Below are 21,155 nucleotides of genomic sequence, written 5' to 3'. Positions count from 1 at the left end.
GAGTCCATTGGGTGCAAGATCACCTGGCACGGTCCGGCGGCCACGTTCCGGTGGCCCGTGGTCCGCGCCCCGTTCGCTTGCACGACGGCGGGCACCGGGCAAGCATCGACCGCATGGTGAGATGCGCCGAAGATATTCCGGTCGATACCGGGGTTTTCCACAGACGGTCCGGCTGGATGTACCGACCTGGGCGGTTCGGGGGTCACCCGTTATCCGATTTTGACATAGCGGGTCCCCTGATTGGCCTAGCCCAAATGGCAAGATGCGGTAACCCACGAGGTCGCGACACCCGAAGGTGTGTGTTCTCGTCGACCCATCGGCAACGCTACCCATCCGCCGGAGGAACCCCATGACCGCTCGCTCGACCCGTCGCACCACCGCCGCGCACTCCCGGCTAGCAGCGGTCGGTGCGATCGCGGTCACCGGCGCCCTGCTGCTCACCGGCTGCGGTGACCAGACCGACAAGGGCGGCAGCGGTTCCGACGCTTCCTCCTCCTCGGCACCGCTCGCCGACAAGCTCCCCAAGGACATCCGCGATGCGGGCGTCATCAAGGTGGGCTCGGACATCGCCTACCCGCCGGTGGAGTACATGGAGGGCGGCAAGGCCGTCGGCATCGACCCGGACATCGCGGACGCCCTCGGCAAGCAGTTGGGCGTGAAGTTCGAGTTCCAGAACGGCAAGTTCGACAACCTCATCGTCGGCCTGCAGGCCAAGCGGTTCAACGTGATCATGTCCGCGATGAACGACACCAAGGACCGCCAGGACGGCATCAACTCGGACAACGGCCAGAAGGTCGGCAACGGCATCGACTTCGTGGACTACTTCACGGCCGGCACCTCGATCCTCGTCCAGAAGGGCAACCCGAAGGGCATCAAGACGCTGGACGACCTGTGCGGCAAGGTCGTGGCCCTGCAGAAGGGCACCACGTCCGAGGGCATCGCCAAGGCGCAGACCAAGAAGTGTACGCAGGACGGCAAGAAGGCGATCAAGCTGCAGACCTTCGACACCGACCCCGAGGCGCTGCTCCGCCTCAAGCAGGGCGCGTCGGTGGCGGACCTCAACGACTTCCCGGTGGCCGCCTACAACGCCAAGACCTCCGGCGGCGGCAAGGACTTCGAGGTGATCGGCGAGCAGATCGAGGCCGGTCCGTACGGCATCGGCGTCAGCAAGGAGAACACCCAGCTGCGCGACGCCCTCCAGGCGGCCGTGAGCGCCATCATCAAGAACGGCGAGTACACCAAGATCATGGAGAAGTGGAACGTCACGGCCGGCGCGGTGACCGAAGCGAAGATCAACGGCGGTTCCTGAGCGTCCCGAGCGACTGAAGGGCAGCCACCGTGTCTGACACCGCCGAGAAGATTCCCGCGCCACCGGTTCCACCGGAACAGATCAAGGCCATCCCCGTGCGCCACTACGGCCGGTGGGTGGCCGGCGCGCTGGTCATCGCCGTCCTGGTGCTGATCGGCACGGCGTTCTCCAACGCGAAGATCAACTACAGCATCATCCCGCAGTACCTGACGGACGGGACCATCCTGTCCGGGGCCTGGCACACGCTGTACATCTCCGTGCTCGCCATGGCGCTGGGCCTGGTCCTGGGCGTCGTCATCGCCGTGATGCGGATGTCGTCGAACCCGGTGACCAGCACGGTGGCCTGGTTCTACGTCTGGTTCTTCCGCGGCACCCCGGTCCTCGTCCAACTGCTGCTCTGGTACAACATCTCGCTGGTGTTCCCCGTCCTCAACCTGGGGTTCTACAAGAACGAGATGAACCAGGTCATGACGCCGTTCCTGACCGCGCTGCTGGGCCTCGGCCTGAACGAGGCCGCGTACATGTCGGAGATCGTCCGGGCCGGCATCCAGTCGGTTGACCTGGGCCAGACGGAGGCGTCGCACGCGCTGGGCATGACCCAGGGCCGGACGCTGCGCCGGGTGATCCTCCCGCAGGCGATGCGGGTCATCGTCCCGCCGACCGGCAACGAGTTCATCAACATGCTGAAGACCTCGTCGCTCGCGTACGCGGTCCAGTTCAACGAGCTGATCAAACGGGCCACGGACATCTCCAGCACCTCGCTCGCGGTCGTCGAGATGTACTTCGTGGCGTCGATCTGGTACCTGATCCTGACCACGGTGTTCAGCATCGTGCAGTACTACGTGGAGCGCCGGTACGCGCGCGGCTCCTCGCACAGCCTGCCGCCGACACCGCTGCAGCGGCTCAGGAAGAACCTCCGCCAGTTCGGTTCGTTCCGCCGTCCGGAGGTGGCCCGATGACCAGTCTCAGCAAGGACACCGGCTTCGGCCGCGGCTCGGCCGGCGGGCCGATGGTCAGGGCCGAGGGCGTGCACAAGTCCTTCGGGCTCTCGCACATCCTCAAGGGCATCGACCTGGAGGTGAACCCGCGCGAGGTCTTCTGCATCATCGGGCCCTCCGGCTCGGGCAAGTCCACCTTCCTGCGGTGCATCAACCACCTGGAGAAGATCAGCGCGGGCCGGCTGTACGTCGACGGCGACCTCGTCGGCTACCGGCAGCGCGGCGACAAGCTCTACGAGCTGAAGGAGCGGGAGGTCGCGGCGCAGCGGCGGGACATCGGCATGGTGTTCCAGCGCTTCAACCTCTTCCCGCACATGACGGCGCTGGAGAACGTCATGGAGGCGCCGGTCCAGGTCAAGCGGGAGTCCAAGGCGGTCGCCCGGGAGCGTGCGCAGCGGCTGCTCGACCGGGTGGGCCTCGGCGACCGCACCGGGCACTATCCGGCGCAGCTCTCCGGCGGCCAGCAGCAGCGGGTCGCCATCGCCCGTGCCCTGGCGATGGAGCCCAAGCTGATGCTGTTCGACGAGCCGACGTCGGCGCTCGACCCTGAGCTGGTCGGCGAAGTCCTCGACGTGATGCGGGACCTCGCCGAGGACGGCATGACGATGATCGTCGTCACGCACGAGATGGGCTTCGCCCGTGAGGTCGGGGATTCGCTGGTGTTCATGGACGACGGTGTGGTGGTCGAGTCCGGCCATCCCCGCGAGGTACTGACGAATCCCCAGCACGAACGCACGAGATCCTTCCTGTCCAAGGTCCTCTAGCCCTGACCGGGCGAACCCCACCCCTGGGCCCGCGCTGCCCCTCCGGGCACGCGGGCCCACCGCCGTACACGACCACCGCGGCGCCCAGCCGATGCCCGGCACTGTCCAGCCGCCGCCACTCGGCCCGCACACCCCCCCCCCCCCCCCCCCCCCCCCCCCCCCCCCCCCCCCCCCCCCCCCGGGGGGGGGCCGGCCCCCCCCCCCCCCGCCCCGACCCGTCACGTCCGCCCCGTCGTCGCGTCACACGCCCGTCCGGGGCCCCGACAGGCTCACCACGGAGGGTGCACTCCGACCGCTCGGACGGCACCCTCCGGGTACGGCACGGCGGACACCGACGCGGCAGGGCGGGCACCGGTCGCTCGCGGAGTTGTCGTCACCGGCGGAAGCACCGCAGTTGGCGGCCCCGACGACCACCACCACGACAACACCGACGGCGACGCCCTCACCAGCGAGCCCGGCCGCCCCAGCACCTGCCGCCCCGGCTGCGACACCAGTGCGGCAGCAACATGGGGGATCGCGCCATTTCCCGCGACCCTCTCTGCGGCCGTGCCCCGCGGGTGCATCGGACGGCACCCTCCGGGTGCGGCAGGGCGGGCACCGGGGCGGAAGGGCGGGCACCGGCCGGGCGGGTCCGGTCGGCCCCGGAGTTGTCGTCACCGGCGGAAGCACCGCAGCAGGCGCCCCCAGCGACCACCACGACGACGCCCTCACCGGCCCGACCGAGCCCGGTCGCCCCAGAAACCTGCCGCCCCCCCGACTGCGACACCAGTAAGGCAGCACCGTTGGCGATCGCGCCATTTCCCGCCGTCCTCTTCCAGTAGCCGGTAGTTGGCCCGGATCCGGGACGTTCCGCGCCCAGCTCGGCGCAGCGCTCCGACTTGTCCTTGCTTCCCGCGGTGACGGCGACCTTCGCGCCGACCGCCTCGGCCGGCTGGGACACCACCGTGCCGTGGGCTCCCGCCCCCGGCTACGACATCGTGGACTCCCCGCCCCCGGACCCGTCGCCCCGGCAGCCCGGGTCCGGGCCCGCGCCCGGGAACACCCCCGCCGGACCGCGAGGGTCACCGAGCCCGGACGGCAAGGTCACCCAGCCCGGCCGCGAGGTCATCCGCCCGGGCCGGCGGGGTCACCAGGACAGTTCCAGGCCCAGTTCCCGCATCGCGGGAGACGGCGGGCCGCCCTCGGAGCGCTCTGTCTTGCGGCCCTTATGGCCCGGGGCCAGCGTGCGCGGATCGATGGCCTCGGCCGGGGCCCCACTGGCGTACAGGCCGTCGGGAACGCTGTCGCGGTCGTGCGGCAGCAGCCAGAAGACGCGGCGCCGAAAGGTCCCGGAGCAGTGTGACGCCTTTGCTCGGGGCCCGAGTTGGGCATAGCCCACCATCCGGCCGTCACGCCGGTAGGCCGGCCTGCCGCGACGGGTGGAGAGCCGGTCCAGGCTCTGCCGCACGTAGTCGAGGCCGCCGACGTCCTCAAGCCAGACGAGTTCCGTCTCGTGGCTGATCTCGTCTTCGCTGATCAGGGAACTCATACCTTCTCCTCGTCGGAGAGCAGGCCGATGCCCGGGTAGTACTTGCGCGAGTTGGACAGGATCATCTCCTTGGGTGAGGCCAGCCCGGCCAGCTCGCGCGCCCGTTGGGCGAACACCCGGGAGGAGATGGCCGTGGCTCCTTCTTGTTCGCACCACGTTCTGTAGGCCGCGTAGAGACCGGCCTGCTCGACCCGCCGGTCGGGCCCACGGGCACAGCACTCGTCGAAGAAGCGGCCGGTGTGGTCCTCGGTCTCGGCGTAGGCGTTGGTGGCGATGCGCACCCGTTCGGGACCGGTGATGTCCCTGTCGCCGCCGAGGTAGTGGCGGGCGCCGTCGATGAGCCAGCCGAGGATGCCCGGCCCCTCCTCGGTGACGAGGATGTCCGCCAGGTTGTCGATCTTGCGGTGGTCGGGGACGACACGCTCGAAAGGGATCAACCGCATACGACGCCAGAACGCGAAACCACCCGTACCCACCTCCGGCCGATGGTTCCCCAACAGCCACAGCTTGTGGGTCGGCTCGAAACTGAAGAAGTCCTGCCGCATCCGACGCGCCTTGATCCGGTCCCCACCCGTCAGAAGCTTGACCCGCGCCTCATCGAACTTGTCACCCGGCTTCACCTCCGAACACACGATCACCCGCCGACCGTGCAACTCCGCCAGATCCGTCGGATGCCCCTCATAAGGCCGCGCCATCAGAAAGCCGGGCGGAGCCGCATCGGCATAATCACCCAGCAATTTCATCAGCACGTCCAGCAGAACCGACTTGCCATTCTTGCCCGCTCCGAACAGGAAGGGCATCACCTGGCCGCCGACATCGCCGGTGACGGAATAGCCGAGCAGAAGTTGCAGGAAGCGGATCATCTCCAGGCCCTCGGCGTCGTCGCCGAAGGTGTCGGCCAGGAAGCGCTGCCAGCGCGGGGTGGGCACATGCCGGGGGCTGACCGCCGTGGAGCGGGAGTGGAAGTCCTTGGCCGGATCGGGCCGCTTCATTCCGCCGGTGCGCAGATCGACGATGCCGTCGGGCGTGCACAGCGCGTACGGATCGGCGTCCAGCAACGCCGCGTTCAACACCATCCCGGGCGCCGATCTGGCCTGCACGAGCATGGCGTTGATACCGGCGGTGGACAGCGCCCGGCGGCGGTGCTTGCGCAGGGCCTGGACGCTGTGCAGGCCCTGCGGATCGGTGACGGCGATGCTCTCGGCGAGGTCGCCCGCGGCCCACAGCACGGTGTCGTCCTCGTCGACCTGCCACCGGGTGCCGCCCCAGCGGTACCAGCCCAGGCCGGGCACGTACTGGTACTCACCGGCGTACCGCTTGACGAACAGCTTGGCCATGCCGCGGTCGCTGAGCGTGTCGGGCAGCAGGCCGTGCTCACCGGCCCGGTCGGCGAAGGATGTCTGGCCGCCGACCGCCTGGGAAACCAGGGGAGTTGGCCGGTGGGCGAGGATCTGGGCGGCAACGGTCTGGGGGTCGAAGTCGAACAGGACGTTCTCGTTGCCGGGGACCGTCATGAGCGGCTCCCGGGATGCGGGGGGCGCTGCGCTCCGGCGGCGAACATCTGGCGGACGGTTACCGCGTGCGGGGTGTGTCCGCGGAAGGCGCGCGCGGGAACGGCGTGTTCGAGTCCGTGCCCGGGCCGGGATCGCAGGAGGGTGGGTTCGCGGGCACCCGCCGGCAGGGTGCACGGACCGTAACCGCCGCTGGTGGCGGGGGTGAGGGGGCGCTCCGGCCGGCCTCGACGGGCGGGTCGTTGCCTGCTCAGCTGCGGCCGCCGGGGAGCGGCCGGGGCATACGAGAGCGCCTGCCGCGAGTTGCGATCGGGAAAAGGCAGCTCAGCAGGCATGTAGTCCCTCTATCAGTGACTGAAGCGACTCAACGACGGACGCAGATTAGCGAAGCCTTGGTGAGGCGGCGCGGATCCCGATACGAACGGAGCAGCCGCACTGATCATACGATTCACGGCATGGCCGGTCGGCCGCCGAGCAGAGCGGAATCGACCGTCGGCCGTTCGCGCCCCACCCTCTGCACCCGAAAAAGAAACCGCAGCTCACATGGGATGCCTCCGGGCATGGAACCGTCTCGGGCAACCGGCGTCAGGGGCAGGCGAAGCACCTGCGCACGTGAATGTGTTCCTCTACCGAATTTTCAGTCGCTTCGGTCACTGCCGACTGCCCGGTCGCCCTGGTGACCTGCGTGTTCGGCCCTTCCAGACCGACGGCCACGCCCCACCGCGGGGTCTTCGGGACGCGCTCGCCACACACCTGTCGAGAGCGACCGGGGGTCGGAAACGGTTGCATCACTGCGTCACATGGATGATGAAGATCACCCGCCGGTGGCGATGAGCGGACGGTTGTTCGGATGCCCGCGGTGCGTGGGCCACAGGGCATGTCCGCAGGTCAAGAACTCATGGTTCTTCGCCCTTGCGAATACCGAGTTTCCTTTTTCCCGGCTTTCTTCCGGCACCCGGAACACCAGTTCGCCAGAATTGAAATGCCGTCACCTGACAGGTTGCCCGGCATCCTGGAAGCGCATGCCCTCACCCTTAGGGCCGCGTATATTGAGCTGCCTTCCCCGTTCTGCTCGTAGGAGCTCCATATGTCAGGCATTCACCTGCTGCGTGCGTCATTGCCGGACGACCGCCGGACGACCGTCCGCAGCATGGGCGGCGAGGTGGCGGTGCGCGATCGGCGGGGGCCGGTGCCGAGCGTCCAGGCTGGAGGCTGAACACAATGGCCCTCACAGCGACCGGTCGGATCGAGCGGGCCACGCTGCCCGTAACGGACCGGACATTCCGTGCGCGTATCGCCTTCGCTTTTCCGCGGACCCCGGTCGGAGCGGACGAGGAGCCCGCGGCCCGGGACCTGGTGCGGGTGGGCGAGGTCCGCCGGATCTGCGGCGGGCGGCTGCGGAACTGGGGGCTGGAGCGGCTCGACGACTCCGTACGACTGCTCCTGAGCGAGCTGGTCACCAACGCGATCCAGCACGGCTCCGGCAGCCAGGTCGGGGTGCGCCTGTCCTACGCCCCGGGTGAGGTGAGGATCGAGGTGCGCAGCGGCCCGGTGAACACGTTGACGGCCCGCGATCCCGGGCTGCTCGACGAGGACGGACGGGGCCTGCTGCTCGTCGACGCGCTGGCCGACGCGTGGGGGGTCGACGCCGCCGGCTGGGTCTGGTGCGTCCTCGCGACCGCGTAGCGGCGCCAGGTCCTGTCGTCAAACCGCCGCCCGCCCTCCGGGCGAACGACGGGAGTTTGACGACAGGACCTGGTGCCGAGCCGGGCCGCGCGTGCCGTTCGGCTTCACAAGGCGTCACCTGTTCAGATCAGCTGCCCGTCATGCCGGAGGCCGCACCGAGGTCTTACATGCATGTCCCCTCCGCAGACGGAAGGCAAGTAAGACACATGAACAGGCGTCTCACACGTCGGCTACTTGCAGGCGCGCTCACAGTGGGTGCGGTGACGGGAGGCTCGCTCGGGCTCCTCGGCGCGCCGCAGGCCTTCGCGGCACCGGCCTCGGACGGTTTCGAATGCGACGGCCAGATCTTCCAGTCGGCCGGCTCCACCAGCCAGGTCAAGCTCTACACGGGTACGGTCGGTCCGGGCACCGTGTCGTTCTCGGCGCTCGGCCCGACGGGTCCCGGCTACAACGCCATCGGGGTGGACCCCGACACGCAGTACATCTTCGCGATGCGCCGCGACAACAACCACCTCCTGCAGATCAACAACAAGGGCGCGGTGAAGGACCTCGGCGCGATCGCCGGGCTGCCGAACACGGCGAACTACTACATCGGTGGGTTCGACAAGGCGGGCGACTTCTACATCGCCGGCAACAAGACCCCGCTGTACAAGGTCGACACCAAGCAGCGCAAGGTCGTCTCCCAGACGAAGCTCAGCGCTCCGCTGGGTGATGGCGTGGGCGACATCACATACGCGTCGGGCTTCTTCTGGAGCGCGACGATCGACGGTGTCATCCAGCGCATCAACCCCACGACGGGGAAGGTCGACAACTTCTCCGGCATGGTGCCGGCCACCAAGAAGGGCTACGGCGGTGCCCTCACCTACGGCAACAACGACCTGGGCTTCTTCGACAACGGCGGCACCCTCCACCGGGTCGCCGTGAAGAACCCGGGCAACGCGGCCCCCACGTTCACGCTCCTGTCCTCGCAGGAATCGACCGCGGCCAGCGCCGTCGACGCGACGGCGTGCTTCGTGGCGCGTGCCGACCTTGCGCTGGTCAAGACCGGGCCGGAGAAGGTCCCCGAGGGTGCTCCGGTCAACTACGAGCTCACGGTGCTCAACAACGGCCCGGCGGATTCCTCGGGCTGGACAGTCACCGACACCCTGCCGGCCAAGCTCCAGAACCCCAGCACCTCCACCCCGGGCTGCACCATCGACGGCCTGAAGCTGTCCTGCACCGGCGGGGCCCTGAAGGTGGGGGACACCGCCACCATCAAGGTCAGCGGCACGGCGCCCATTCCCGGAGGTCTTTTCCTGGACAACATCGCCACCGTCCGCGGCAACGACCCCGACCCCGTCCCCGGGAACAACGATTCCTCCGTGACCACCGAGGTCGAGGTCCCGCTCATCGACCCGGCCGTGGGTGCGGCCACCGCCGTGGGCATCGGTGCTCTCGGCACCGTCGTCCTCCGTCGCCGGCGCAACGCCGACGGGGAACAGCGGTAAAACGACCTGCCGGTGTTCCGCAGGTAACCTTTTCGGGGGCGGAAGGAACCCGTGTCCGAGGCGGTCGGAGCGAAGCAATGGAGCTTTCTCTTCGACCGCCGGGGCATGGGCGGACCACCGCCCCCTCTTCTTTCCACAACAACTGCTGCCGAGCGCATCGGTGCAGGCAGCAGCGGCCTTCCGGTCCGGCAACGGCACCGGAAACACCGCACGCTATTGACATTCTGTCGATAGCGGCGGCATATTCATGACCTTTTTGTGCCGGTTGAAGAGAAGTCAAAAAATTCGCTCGTAACTGCCGTGCCGGTGGCGCGTTGATCTGTCCATGAGGGTTTTCCGGGCGAGGCTCCGAAGAGGGCCGAGCCGCACTCCACCATCAGCGAACCGCGGTGCCACGCGCTCGTTGACGTATCGGCGCTGCGCGGTTCGGGGGTCTCGGGCACCTGGTCACGTCGGGACGTCCGGAGGGGAGGCGACCTCGGTGGGCCGAGCCGCACGCGTCGAACGCGCCGCGGGAACACGGGAGATGATCCTGACGACGGCCGAGCGGCTGTTCGCCGAGCGCGGGGTGCCCGCGTTCGCCCATCGCCACGGCGGCGAGCCACCGGCGTGGGGCGCGGCCGACCACCGCTTCGGCTCCAAGGCCGACCTGGTGCGCGCGATCGTCCGCACCCACGGCGAGCACATCGAGCAGATCCGTGTGCGCCTGCTGGCCGAGACCGGCGACTCCGGGGACGTACGGGACTGGGTGGCCTGCCTCGTGCGACCGGTCACCGAGCATCTGACCGCCCTGGGCTCTCCCAGTTGGTACGCCCGGTTCTGCGCTCAAGTGATGATCGATCCCGCGCTGCGCGGCATCGCGGACGGGGAGTTACGCCACTCCCCCGCGCTGCGGCGCGTCCTTGAGGGACTGCGCCGCTGCCGCACGGATCTGCCGTCGGAGGTGCACGCCGAGCGCGTCGGCATGGCTCTCCAGCTGATCGTGCACATGTGCGCGGAGCGTGAGGGCGCCCTGGCCGGGAACACGCCTTCGTCCTGCCCGAGTTGGCAGGAGACCACCGCCGGTCTGATCGACGCGATCGTCGGCCTGTGGCTGGCCCCCGTCTCGAACCGCTTCTGACGGGGCGCCCGTTGCCGGAACCGGGGAAGCCCCGAGGGGCGGGCCCACCGGTATCCGCCTCTTACCCAAGTCGGAAACCCTCATTGATCAACGCATGCGCACCGGGAGGAAAGGCATGAGAGAGACCACGAAGGACGCGAGGGGGAAGGGCCTCAGGGGCAAGCTGGAAACCGGCGTCGGCCACTACATGGCCGCCGTGGCGGAGCGGCTTCTCGCCGACGGGCTGCCCGTCGCGTCCATTTATGCCTATGCCGCCGACGATGAGCGCTTGATCGATGACAACGATATCGAGGGCAGTGTCCACTTCACCAAGGCGTTTCAGCTGAGTCTCAACGGTCCAGGCGAGTCCTTCCTGCACTGGGTCGGTACGTCGGGCTGGTGTTACCGCACCATCCATCCACCGGCGGGCGCCGATTCCCCCTCCGGGCACGCCCGTTGGCTCGACGCGGGCCTGCTGCCCCCTCCCGACCGGGTGGCCGCCTTCGTCTCCGCCGTGCGCGTCGACCCCGACACGGCCGGCACCGGTGAGCGTCCGCACTTTCGGACACCCTGCGACCAACTCAACGAGCTTGCGGCCGGTTTCGAAAGGTTCGCGCCCGGGGCCGGGCACACCCCACTCGCCCAGGCCGACTATGAGCACCGCTTCGTCGAGGCACAGGGGGCCGCGTACCGCGACCGGGTACTGAAGACGCTGGCCTCCGGGGACGACCGGGTCCTCTTCCTGCCCATCCGGCACAGTGAACTGCGCGCCCTGTGGGACCTGTTGGAGTACACCGAGGTCATCGCGCCGCTGACCGGACCCCACGACCTCGCCCAGAGCCTCGCGCAGGATCTGACGCTGCGGACCCCGGGAGACCACCGCAGCGTGCAACGGCACTTCCGGGCGCGTCTCCTCGCCGTCGAACAGGGCGACCACCACGACCAGCACGACCACCACGACCACCACGACCAGCACGACCAGCACAGGTAGCCGCGGGTGGTACGGGCGGGCCGAGTTCAGGAAGCGGCGGGCCGGGTGAGAGTTCCCTCGTCCGCCGCGCAACCCAGCGCTCTGCTGCCGCGGCCCCCGGCGCCGCGGCAGCAGACACCTTGCGCTGCCGCTCTAGAAGTCCCAGATCAGGTCCGGCTTCAGCAGCAGAAGCCGCAGGTTCTCCGTGCCCACGCGCACCCGGTGGGAGGCGATCCGGTCCTTCTGGCTGTTGTTGCGCAGGATCGCGTCGGCCTGAAGCAGGGCGTCAGGCAGGGAACGGTCGACGTAGCAGTTGACCCGGGAGTCGCCGCTGGCCTTGAGCAGCATGTTGAGGTTCTTGGTGGTGATGCCCAGGGCCGGGCCTCGCCCGGGGAGCCAGTAGGCGGCGGGTCCCTTGCCCTCCCAGCCGCTGCCGTCCCGCTTCTGGACCAGGCCCTGGTCCTGTTCCACCTGACCGGAGACCGCGGGACGTACGACGCCCTTCTCGTCCCGGATGTGCAGCCGCCCCCGGGAGAACGCCCGGCGCAGGACCTCTCCCACGGCGGTGGCCACTCCGTCCTGGGCGGTGCTCTGCGCGTCCATGCGGGCGGCCTGCCGGGCGAGCGAGGCGGCGAGCGGAGCGGCCACGACATCGACCAGGCCGGCCATGTCCGTGTCCGTGACCGCGGCGACCAGACCGAGGCCGGCCAGCATGGCGGCCGCGGCGGTGATGACGCCGTCCATCGTGTCGCCCGGCTCCGGCAGCACCGCGTCCACATGCGGGCTGAGCTGGGCGAGGGCCCGCTTCTCCAGCTCCGCGAGATGGCTGTCGGCGTCCGGCAGGGAGTGGAGATGGGCGATGATCCGGTCGCCGAGGGTGCGAAGGGGAACAGTGAGGCTCTGGCCGCCGCCGGACTTGTACCAGCGCCAGTCGACCTCGCCGCCGTCCCGCGAGAGATAGATGACCACCGAGCGCCGGTACAGGGATTCCTGCATGCTCGGGGGCAGCATCTGGGCGGCGATGACGGGAATGGAACGGATCCGGTTGGCCGGCCTGGCCGTCAGATCGCGGTTGCGCCGCCCCTTGATCTCGGTCGCGTTCCCCGCCGCGCGGATCACGAGTTCCAGCTTCTTCTCCATGTCGCGCATCTGGGCGGCGGAGGAGGCGCGGGTGAGGGGAATGTCGTCGAGCAGGGTCGGCATGTCCCCTTCGAAGTCGAGTGCGCACTCGATGTCCGTGGCGGTGCTGCTCATGCCCTTGGTCGGCACCGGGGGCCAGGCATGGGGCCGGGAGGTAAGAAGGAGACTGCGCGCGGTGTTCGCGGCCGACGTCTTGCCCGAGTTGGGCGCGGCGTCGAGCACGAAGGCCGCCGAGACCGGGCGCAGCGAGTAGGCGAGGGAACGGGCGCCGACCGCCAGGGCCATCAGCGAGGCCCAGCCGTGGCCGGCGATGTCGTCGACCGCCCGGCGGCACTCCTCGTCCGTGGCGGTGCGCTCCAGGGGGGTGGCGGCCTGCCGCAGGGGTTCCGGGGCGCCGATGACGCGTACGGAGCCGCTGGGCGGGTAGCTGCGGCCGTCCGCGTACACATAGGTCAGGCCGGCGTCCGGCAGGCGGTGCCAGCCGGTGTGCGCCACCACGGGGGTACGGGGCAGGCGTTTGCCCTGGTCGGTGATGATGTTGATGAGGACTTCGCGGATGGCGCGGGAGGCGGCGCCGCTGTCGTCGCTGAAGTCGTTCCAGCCGTCGGCGGTGCGCAGGTCCGACAGGCTCTTGGTGAGGGTGTCCGCTCCGATGGTGATCGTGTAGTAGCGGCCGGCGGACTTGCCGTCCTCACCGATCAGCACCAGGCGTTCGGAGACGTAGGGCGCCCAGTCCAGGACGACGTCCCAGCCTCCGTCCTTGCCGCGGTTGGCCTTCCAGACCGTGCCGTGGTCCTCATGGGCTTCGTAGTACCAGCCGGCCGATCCGATGACCGGGCGGCCCGGAGGGGTCTCGGACTCGGGATCCCCCGATCCTTCCCGGGCCGCGGGCAGGTGGTCCCGGCTGCCGTGCTCGGCGGCCCGCTCTTGCCTGCCCCGCCCGTAGGCGCCCGGCGCCGCCGTGGACGCGGCGCCGGCGATGGTCTCGACGCTCACCGGTCCTCCTCCCCGAAGACGACCTGGGGGAGCTGCCGGGCCTGCTGCTGGACGATGTCGGCGAGGACGTCCTTGAGGGCAAGGCTCTCCCAGATGTCGATGCCCGTGAACTGCTCCCAGCCCTTTCCCTCCGGGATGTCACGGTCGCAGAGCAGGGCCAACTGCCGGTTTACCCGCACCACATAATGGTGCCTGTGGCACGTGCCTTCGGCGTCCAATGCGGCGAGCCTGGCGAGTACTTCCGGGCACCAGGCGAGGACTTGTACCGTCCGGCCTCCGGACCGCTTCCAGACGCCGGGCTTCTGACGCACCGTCGAAACCGCGTACCACCAGTCATGACGGCCGGTAACAGGCGTCATCTCGGGCCCAGTTCCGGTGCCCTGGCGGGGAGTTGCCGTGAACGTGAGGTTGAGGAGACTTGGGTGTCCGCCCCCCCGAATTGCCGCAGACATGGGTATTCTCTTTCCCCTAGCAGTGGTTCGTCACCTTTGGGGCCCATGAGCGAACATGGGCCCGCCGGGCGAACTGTCTGTGGACACCGGCCCGGATGCTTCTTTGGCTGAGGTGCGTCGGGCCGGTGTCTTCCTACCTAGGCAATTGCCGTTGTGTCAGTGCTTTCTTCCTCGAATCTGGCGCGCATGATCTCCCACACCAGGGCCTGAAGCTCCTGCGCCGCCCTGATGACCGCTTGCGGGTCCTCGGCGATGCATCGCGCGGAGCGCTCGGTCAACAGTCCGACGGACATCGCGGCCGCCATGCGCCGGCCGTTCTCCTCGGAGATCCCTCTGCGGACTCCGTGCCCCGGCACTCCTGCGGTCGCCGCCACCGAAGCAACGGTGGGACGGGTGACCGTACCTGACATCCGGGCGATTTCCCCTGATGTGAGGCCTGGGCGTCGGTCAGGGCCCCGGTGCGATGGGCTCCCCAAGGCTTCCCCCTCAAGTCGGCGTGGAAAATTGAGCAGCCATCAACCTACCCCGCACACGGGATCAACGGGGCCGACCCACGGAGTTTCGCAAGCTAATTCACCGTATCGGGTAATACACCCTTCAGAGTGATTTACTCTCAACACAACGCCGATCTCGTTCCGTCAAAATCAGACAAGCGTACTGCCGTATTCACCTGCGGTATCCGATCTTGAACCCTGGATCTTTTGGCCCTGGACGCGCGGTCGCCGGGAGCGTTCCCCGAACCCGCGGGGAGTATGTGGCGAAACGACGCGGAGTACGTGCCGGTGCGCGGGATTCGGACACTCCCACCCAGGGCGTATGCGCCGGCGCCCGCGCCGCCACACTGAACGGAATGCAATCTTCCGGCTGTTGCCGACGGCTTCGCCTTCACATGCCGCATGTGACATATCACTGTGGAATGAAAGGGCCGCCGCGCATTCCCTTTCCGGGGCATCGAGTCGGCGGCGGGAGCCCGGGGCACCCCACGGCCACCAGCGACGCAGCAGCGGAACCCCGAGCCCGCGGGCGTGTGCGCCCACGGATCGGGAGAATCGACTTGAGTAGGAGTGGAGGGATTCGAACCCTCACGCCACAGGACACCGGGACTTGAATCCGGCGCGTCTTCCAGTTCCGCCACACTCCCCAACGGGCGCCCAGAATACCCTTTCTCCTCAGGCCGTGCGACAGGCGGCCCAGCCATCACCGCATTTTCCCGATCGTATGGGAAACAGCGGCTCTGCTCCGCTCTGCGGGAACCAATTGCCGGTATGCGCCGGCCCGTTGCGGAACTTCAACGCTGCGGGGTCCCCTGCCGCGCCATGGCAGGGGATCCCGGCGCTCTCTCCGACACAACGCCGGCGGCGTTCTCAGGAAACCGCCCATGCACCGAACGAGTGGTGAGCGCCCGGCAATCCGGACCGTACGACGGCAGGGATCGAAAAGACGTCAACCCGCGTTGCCGTCCCGCGTCATAACCCTTCTCGCAGGGCCTCTTTCACTACAGGCTGCCGAAGGCCGTGCCACGGCCCGGGTGCTCCGCATGGCTTCTTGAGCGAGTACAGACACGCAGCCTGTCCAGGAAGCGTCCAACCAGATCTGGAGACAATCCGTGCGCAAGATGATGACGGCTGCCGTCCTTGGGGCATCCTCCGCCTCGCTGGTCCTGACCAGTGCGCTGGGCGCTGCCGCAGCGCCCGCCGCCCCCGAAGACTCGGGCAACGGCTCGGTCCTGTCGGGCAACCTGCTCCAGCTGCCGCTGCACATTCCGGTCACGGTGTGCGGGAACACCATCAGCATCCTCGGCCTGGAGCCGCTGTCGTCCGGCAGTGGCAACGGGTGCACGCCCGCGGCCAAGCCGCAGGACACCGACCCGGTCGGCGGTGCCGTCGGTGGTGTCCTCGGCGGCGTCGCCGGCGGTGCGGCCGACGGCGGTGTCCTCGGCGGCGTCGCCGGCGGTGCGGCCGACGGCGGTGTCCTCGGCGGCGTCGCCGGCGGCGTGGCCGACGTTGTGCCGCCCATCGGGGCGGCCCCGAACCCGGACGACCTCGTCCTGTTCTAGAACGACCGCGTCACCAACGCGTCCTGACGTTCCTGCCGCCGCTCGCGGCACGCGTCTGACGCATCCCTGACCGCGCCTTCCCGCCGTCGCCGCCGGAGCACGGGTTCCCCGTGCCGTGCGACGTACGGGCCCTTGGGCGCGGTGAGACACGAAGTTCCGCCGGGGCGGGGGTATCGGCCCTCGCCCCGGCCGTGTGGGTGCGGCACGCCCGGCCCCGGCATCCGCCCCGTGCGTGCCACCGCCGTCCGACAGGGGCCCCGAGGTGTCGGCCGTCCCTCCGTACCAGTCGGACGAATGAGGACGCTCGGATGACCACCACTGACCGGGCCGCGCCCTCCCGCCACCGGCGCCCGGCCGAACCGCCCCGCCACGGCAGCAGAGCGGCACGGCGGCGCACGGGAAGCCGACTGCGGTCAGCACTGTTCATCGCGCTGACGTTGATGGTGCTCGGCACGGTCTGCGTGGGCTGGTTCCAGCTGAGGCTGAACGGGAACATCCGGACCTTCGACGGGAACGGCCTGTCCGAGGACCGCCCCGACGCCGCCTCCTCCAAGGGCCAGAACGTCCTGGTCATCGGCTCCGACGCGCGCAACGAGGGCAACAGCGCGCTGGGCGGCGGCCACACGGACGACACGGGCCGCTCCGACACCGTGCTGCTGCTGCACATTCCCGCCGATCGCAGGCACGCGGTCGCCGTGTCCATCCCGCGGGACACCCTGGTCACCATTCCCCCGTGCCGGCTGCCCGACGGCGGGTGGACGGAGCCCCAGACGAACGCCATGTTCAACGCGGCCTTCTCGGTCGGGCAGACCAAGAAGGGCAACCCGGCCTGCACCCAGAACACCGTGGAGAAGCTGACCGGACTGCACGTCGACCACACCGTGGTCGTCGACTTCAAGGGCTTCGCGGCGGTGACGGACGTGGTCGGCGGGGTGCGGGTGTGCGTGCCGAACGACGTCTACGAGAAGGATCTCGACCCCAACCGCGGCACCCAGGGCGAGCTGCTGTTCAAGAAGGGCGAGCAGACCGTCTCCGGGCAGCGGGCCCTGGACTACGTCCGCATCCGGCACGGCATCGGCGACGGCTCCGACATGGGGCGGATCAAACGTCAGCAGGCGTTCGTCGCCGGTCTCGTCAAGAAGGTCAAGAGCGACGGGCTCACCCCGGCCAGGCTGCTGCCGCTGGCCGACGCCGTCACCAGGTCGATGACCGTCGACCCGGGTCTCGGCACCGCGCACAAGCTGATCTCGTTCCTGATGTCGCTGAAGGACATCGACCTGCACGACACCAAGTTCGTGACGGTGCCCTGGCGTTACCAGGGAGCGCGTGTCGCGATCGTCCAGCCGGACGCCGACCGGCTGTGGGCCGCGCTCAAGGCGGACCGTCCCATCGAGGACCTGGGCGCCGACGGCGCGAAGGACACGGCGACGACCGGTTCGAGTCCGGGCTCGCCGAGCGCCGCTGACGCCGTCGTCGGCGAGGGCATCGGCGTCGCGGTCTACAACGGCACCGACGCCTCCGGCCTGGCCGCCACCGCCGCCGCGCGGCTCACCGAGCGCGGCTTCACCGTCACCGGCACCGCGAACGCCCGCAGCCAGGACCACACCACTACCGTGATCCAGTACGGCTCGGGCCTGGAGTCCCAGGCCCAGACGGTCGCCGGGCTCTTCCCCGGGGCCCGGCTCCAGTCAATCGGCGCGCTGGGCATCAACGTGATCCTGGGCCGGTCCTACGCGGAGCACGCCCCGGACGCCGGGCCCGCCCAGGCGTCCGGGCCGGCCGCGGTGACCGGTGACATCCGGTCCGCCGATGACGACCCGTGCTCCGACCTGTCGTACGGCTGACCACCGCACGCCCCCTCCCCCGGCCTCCCGCTCACACTCCGCCCACGAGGGAGGCCAGTCCGCGGTCGACGGCCTGGCCGATGTTCTCCTGCCCGAGGGCCACGACGGCGAACGTGCGCCGCAGGAAGCGGCGCAGGGCGTACGTGTCGAACTGGATCAGCGCCAGGCCCTCCGGCGCGTGGAACTCGACGACCGTGTGGGCCCGGCCGCACGGCCAGATGTGCACATCACCGTGACCGGCCGGTGCCGCCAGCCCTTCCTTCAGCAGTTCACGCGAGAAGGTCCAGGTGACGTCGGTGCCGCTGAGCGAGACGTCGGGCGGGAAACCGATGTGCACGGCGAACGGGTCTCCCGAGGTGTACCGCAGCGTGGCCGAGACGGGCAGTTCCTGGCTCTCCGAGGTGATCAGTCGGGCGCGGGCGGGCTGCTCGATGGTGATGTCCATGGGGTCCTTCTCCACGTTCGGGCCGACGCCGACGTATGCCGACGTGCCCTTAAGACCCGCGAACACGTCTCGTATTACGCGGAATCCGCAGAGATCAAACGTGACGTGCATCACTCATATTTCCTGCCGTATGCCCATACGCAAGATCATTGCGCCGTATAGGCGACCTATCGTCATATAGTCGCCGCCGCGGTCTCTTCCTCTACGAGCGACCACCGGCACGCATCCCGGGAAGGGAAACCAGTGAACATTGCTGTCATGGGACAGGGCCAGGCCGGTCTTCCCCTGGCCATGGCCGCCGTCGAGGCAGGCCATCACGTGATCGGTTTCGAGCGCGACGCACAGCGCCTTGAGCAGCTGCGCGACGGCGTCTCCCCCATCGAGGACGTCCCCGACAAGACACTGGAGGCGGCCCTGAAGTCCGGCCGGTACCAGGCGACCCGCGAGGAGGATGCGCTGGCCGACTTCGACGTCGCCGTCATCGCCGTGCCCACACCGCCGAGAGAGCGGGTAGCGGATCTCGGGGCCGTACGGGAGGCGACGGAGAGCCTTGCGCGGCATGTACGCAAGGGCACCACGGTCGTCCTTGAGTCCACCGCACACCCCGGTACCACCCGCAAGATCGTGCGCCCGATCCTGGAGGCGCTGTCGTGGATGCGGGCGGGTGCCGGCTTCCACCTCGGGTACAGCCCGGCACGCGTCGAACCGGGCGACGAACGGTGGACCTTCGCCAACACTCCCAAGATCGTCTCCGGGCTCACCGACAAGTGCCGTGACCAGGTGGCAGCCTTCTACGGCGGCATCACACAGAACGTGGTGCCGGCGAACAGCGTCGAAGAGGCCGAACTGGCCAAGGTGTTCGAGGACGCCTTCCGGTATGTGAACACCGCGCTCGCCAATGAACTGTGCAAAGTGGCGCACTCGCTGGATCTGGACGCCTGGCACACCCTCGACCTCGCCGGCTCGAACCCGGTCGGCTTCACGACGTTCCGTCCGGGACCCGGAGCGGACGGCCAGAGCCTACCGGTCGATCCGACGCACCTGAGCCAGCAGGACAAGGCACGGCACAGGGAGGCGTTCCGGCTGGTCGAACTGGCCGAAGACATCAACGGGGCGCAGCCCGCCTATGTCGTCGACCGCCTCCAGGACGCCCTCGGCACCCGGCACGACAAACCCCTCAAGGGTGCCCGCGTGCTGGCGCTCGGGCTCACCACCCGCAGGATCGGCGGCGGCGGCTCCCACCGGTCGCCCGCCGCCGAGGTGGTCGCCGAACTGGAGCGCAGGGGCGCACTCGTCGACGTGGTGGATCCGCAGCTCACGGAGGGCGAGCACCCGCTGCGCCCGCCGCTGCCGTACCGGGCCTACGACGCCGCCGTGCTGCTCACCGCGTACGACGGGTTCGACCTCGCGGCCGTCACCGCGGAGAGCGAGTACGTGCTGGACACGCGCGGCGTCATGCCCCACGCCGCGCACGTCGAGCGGCTGTGAGCATCTGCCCCTGGGGCTACTGCTTGGTCTCCCCCTGGGTGGCCTGCAGGCCGGCGAGGAGTTCGGCCTGCCCGGCCAGCACGCCGGACAGGATGGTCCGGGCCACCCGCAGCAGCTCGGCGACGTGCGGGCTGGTCAGCGAGTAGTACACGTTCGAGCCCTCCTTGCGGGTCTTGACCAGGTTCGCCCGGCGCAGCACCGCGAGTTGCTGGGACAAGTGGGCGGGCTCGATCCCCACCTCCGGCAGCATCTCGCCGACCGCGTGCTCACGCTCGCTCAAGAGCTCAAGGACGCGGATCCGCGCCGGATGACCGAGTGTCTTGAAGAACTCGGCTTTCAGCTGGTACAGCGGTGTACTCACCGCGCTGTCCCCTTCCCGGCCCGGCAGCGCGGCCGCACCGGCCGGACGTCGGTCCATCGCATCCACCCACTCGTCGACAGCATGAGGCCCATCCTCGCCTGCCACAGCGACAGCACCGAATCCGCTCCCCCGGGCCGCCGGATCGCGGGGCGGCTCACAAGGGCAGTGTGACCCAGATGCTCTTGCCTCCCGCGTCGGCGTCCATCCGCACGTCCGCGGTGCCGTCCAGGCCGAGGGTGAGTTCCATGACGGTGGCCAGGCCCCCGGTGCCGGTGCCGCTGCCGGTCAACGACGCGTACAGCGCCGGCCGGTAGGGGTGGCGGTCGTGGACGGCGAAGGCCAGGCGGCCGGGGCCGGTCGCGTAGACGATCGTGACCTGCGGGGAGACAGCGGCGGCGTGCCGGACGCTGTTGGTGACCAACTCGCTCAGGATGAGCAGGGCCGGACCTATCGTGGGGTGGCGCAGGCTGATGCCCCATTCCGTCCACGCCTGCTCGGCCGTCTCACGCGCGAGACGGACCGCGTTCGGCTCGGCAGGCAGGGTGAGCACATGCCGGTGGAGCAGGTCGTGCGGCTGCATGGGGGTCTTTTCTCCGGGCAGGTCGGACGCGAGCCGGCCACCGTCGTGGGGCGCAGGCCGGTCACCGTCGTCGGACGGATGAGCAGGATCGGGCGGATGAGCGGGAACGGGGCGTGCGGGCCGTACGTCCGGCGGCCCAGGGTGCGCCGACCGCGGGCGACTGCGTCCCGGACGCCCGGGCGCACGGACACCCGGACCCGCCGGACGGCCAGGCGTACGGACACCCGGACCCGCCGGGCAGCTGGGCGTGCGGGCTCCCGGATCCGCCGGACGGCCGGGCGTACGGACTCCCGGACCCGCCAGGCGGCCGAGCGCACGGGCTCCCGGACCCGTCGAGCGGCCGAGCGCACGGACACCCGGACCCGCCAGACGGCAGAGCGCACGGACTCCCGGATCCGCCGGGCGAGCCGGACTACGGTCCGTTCGCGACGTGGGCCTGCC

At 69.4% G+C, this 21,155-nt stretch carries 18 protein-coding genes and 1 tRNA gene; 10 read left to right on the top strand and 9 right to left on the bottom strand.

Going from position 1 to position 21,155, the window contains the following annotated elements; translation table 11 throughout:
- Nucleotides 1–349 precede the first annotated feature (349 nt).
- Genes ACIRFL_RS09595 through ACIRFL_RS09585 form a run of 3 tightly spaced genes read left to right on the top strand, consistent with a single transcriptional unit; the run spans nucleotide 350 to nucleotide 3,071 of the window.
- Nucleotides 350–1,309, top strand: a complete 960-nt coding sequence (locus ACIRFL_RS09595; RefSeq protein WP_404025870.1) for an ABC transporter substrate-binding protein — start codon at nucleotides 350–352, stop codon at nucleotides 1,307–1,309.
- Nucleotides 1,310–1,338: 29 nt separating this feature from the next.
- Nucleotides 1,339–2,268: an amino acid ABC transporter permease gene (locus ACIRFL_RS09590; RefSeq protein ID WP_404025867.1), complete on the top strand. Its 930-nt coding sequence runs from the start codon at nucleotides 1,339–1,341 to the stop codon at nucleotides 2,266–2,268.
- Entirely contained in the window at nucleotides 2,265–3,071 is an 807-nt protein-coding gene (locus ACIRFL_RS09585) for an amino acid ABC transporter ATP-binding protein (protein WP_404025864.1), read from the top strand. The genes ACIRFL_RS09590 and ACIRFL_RS09585 overlap by 4 nt, the downstream gene beginning before the upstream one ends.
- Nucleotides 3,072–4,197: 1,126 nt before the next feature.
- Here ACIRFL_RS09585 and ACIRFL_RS09580 read toward each other — a convergent pair.
- Entirely contained in the window at nucleotides 4,198–4,599 is a 402-nt protein-coding gene (locus tag ACIRFL_RS09580) for a DUF6009 family protein (protein WP_404025862.1), read from the bottom strand.
- Nucleotides 4,596–6,113, bottom strand: a complete 1,518-nt coding sequence (locus ACIRFL_RS09575; RefSeq protein WP_404025861.1) for a phage/plasmid primase, P4 family — start codon at nucleotides 6,111–6,113, stop codon at nucleotides 4,596–4,598. The genes ACIRFL_RS09580 and ACIRFL_RS09575 overlap by 4 nt, the downstream gene beginning before the upstream one ends.
- A 1,218-nt stretch (nucleotides 6,114–7,331) precedes the next feature.
- Here ACIRFL_RS09575 and ACIRFL_RS09570 point away from each other — a divergent pair.
- The 4 genes from ACIRFL_RS09570 to ACIRFL_RS09555 all read left to right on the top strand — a co-directional run bounded on the left by ACIRFL_RS09570 (nucleotide 7,332) and on the right by ACIRFL_RS09555 (nucleotide 11,373).
- Nucleotides 7,332–7,796: an ATP-binding protein gene (locus ACIRFL_RS09570; RefSeq protein WP_404025858.1), complete on the top strand. Its 465-nt coding sequence runs from the start codon at nucleotides 7,332–7,334 to the stop codon at nucleotides 7,794–7,796.
- A 260-nt stretch (nucleotides 7,797–8,056) separates the two neighbouring features.
- Nucleotides 8,057–9,283, top strand: coding sequence for a DUF6923 family protein (locus ACIRFL_RS09565; RefSeq protein ID WP_404025856.1), 1,227 nt, complete (start codon nucleotides 8,057–8,059; stop codon nucleotides 9,281–9,283).
- Nucleotides 9,284–9,809: 526 nt separating this feature from the next.
- On the top strand, nucleotides 9,810–10,403 hold the full coding sequence (locus tag ACIRFL_RS09560) for a TetR family transcriptional regulator (RefSeq protein WP_404025854.1): 594 nt from the start codon (nucleotides 9,810–9,812) through the stop codon (nucleotides 10,401–10,403).
- Nucleotides 10,404–10,518: 115 nt separating this feature from the next.
- A complete protein-coding gene (locus ACIRFL_RS09555) occupies nucleotides 10,519–11,373 on the top strand; it encodes a hypothetical protein (protein ID WP_404025852.1) in 855 nt (284 codons plus the stop codon).
- Nucleotides 11,374–11,505: 132 nt separating this feature from the next.
- Here the strand turns inward: ACIRFL_RS09555 and ACIRFL_RS09550 are convergent, their stop codons facing one another.
- From ACIRFL_RS09550 to ACIRFL_RS09535, 4 genes are all read right to left on the bottom strand, one after another.
- On the bottom strand, nucleotides 11,506–13,488 hold the full coding sequence (locus tag ACIRFL_RS09550) for a hypothetical protein (RefSeq protein WP_404025849.1): 1,983 nt from the start codon (nucleotides 13,486–13,488) through the stop codon (nucleotides 11,506–11,508).
- Nucleotides 13,485–13,667 (bottom strand): hypothetical protein, encoded by a 183-nt coding sequence (locus ACIRFL_RS09545; protein WP_404025846.1) that lies wholly within the window; start codon nucleotides 13,665–13,667, stop codon nucleotides 13,485–13,487. Before ACIRFL_RS09545 ends, ACIRFL_RS09550 begins: the two co-directional genes overlap by 4 nt.
- A gap of 410 nt (nucleotides 13,668–14,077) precedes the next feature.
- Nucleotides 14,078–14,245, bottom strand: coding sequence for a hypothetical protein (locus tag ACIRFL_RS09540; protein ID WP_404025843.1), 168 nt, complete (start codon nucleotides 14,243–14,245; stop codon nucleotides 14,078–14,080).
- Between the two features lie 754 nt (nucleotides 14,246–14,999).
- Nucleotides 15,000–15,081: transfer RNA gene (locus tag ACIRFL_RS09535), tRNA-Leu, on the bottom strand.
- A 474-nt stretch (nucleotides 15,082–15,555) separates the two neighbouring features.
- Here ACIRFL_RS09535 and ACIRFL_RS09530 point away from each other — a divergent pair.
- Both ACIRFL_RS09530 and ACIRFL_RS09525 read left to right on the top strand, forming a co-directional pair.
- Nucleotides 15,556–15,996 (top strand): chaplin, encoded by a 441-nt coding sequence (locus tag ACIRFL_RS09530; RefSeq protein WP_404026155.1) that lies wholly within the window; start codon nucleotides 15,556–15,558, stop codon nucleotides 15,994–15,996.
- Between the two features lie 308 nt (nucleotides 15,997–16,304).
- Complete coding sequence (locus tag ACIRFL_RS09525) at nucleotides 16,305–17,840, top strand: LCP family protein (RefSeq protein ID WP_404025840.1); 1,536 nt, start codon at nucleotides 16,305–16,307, stop codon at nucleotides 17,838–17,840.
- Nucleotides 17,841–17,871: 31 nt separating this feature from the next.
- On the opposite strand, the gene ACIRFL_RS09520 is transcribed toward ACIRFL_RS09525, so the two are convergent.
- Nucleotides 17,872–18,285 (bottom strand): SsgA family sporulation/cell division regulator, encoded by a 414-nt coding sequence (locus ACIRFL_RS09520; RefSeq protein WP_404026153.1) that lies wholly within the window; start codon nucleotides 18,283–18,285, stop codon nucleotides 17,872–17,874.
- A gap of 258 nt (nucleotides 18,286–18,543) precedes the next feature.
- Here ACIRFL_RS09520 and ACIRFL_RS09515 point away from each other — a divergent pair, with 258 nt between their 5' ends.
- On the top strand, nucleotides 18,544–19,773 hold the full coding sequence (locus ACIRFL_RS09515; protein WP_404025837.1) for a nucleotide sugar dehydrogenase: 1,230 nt from the start codon (nucleotides 18,544–18,546) through the stop codon (nucleotides 19,771–19,773).
- 16 nt (nucleotides 19,774–19,789) lie between these two features.
- On the opposite strand, the gene ACIRFL_RS09510 is transcribed toward ACIRFL_RS09515, so the two are convergent.
- Nucleotides 19,790–20,134, bottom strand: coding sequence for an ArsR/SmtB family transcription factor (locus ACIRFL_RS09510; protein ID WP_404026151.1), 345 nt, complete (start codon nucleotides 20,132–20,134; stop codon nucleotides 19,790–19,792).
- A 154-nt stretch (nucleotides 20,135–20,288) separates the two neighbouring features.
- On the bottom strand, nucleotides 20,289–20,714 hold the full coding sequence (locus tag ACIRFL_RS09505; protein ID WP_404025834.1) for an ATP-binding protein: 426 nt from the start codon (nucleotides 20,712–20,714) through the stop codon (nucleotides 20,289–20,291).
- Nucleotides 20,715–21,155: the final 441 nt, after the last annotated feature.

The organism is Streptomyces sp. NPDC102462, assembly GCF_044765425.1.
Classification (GTDB): domain Bacteria; phylum Actinomycetota; class Actinomycetes; order Streptomycetales; family Streptomycetaceae; genus Streptomyces.
Note: the sequence above shows the minus strand (reverse complement) of the source record. Positions and strands in the feature narration are given on the sequence as shown.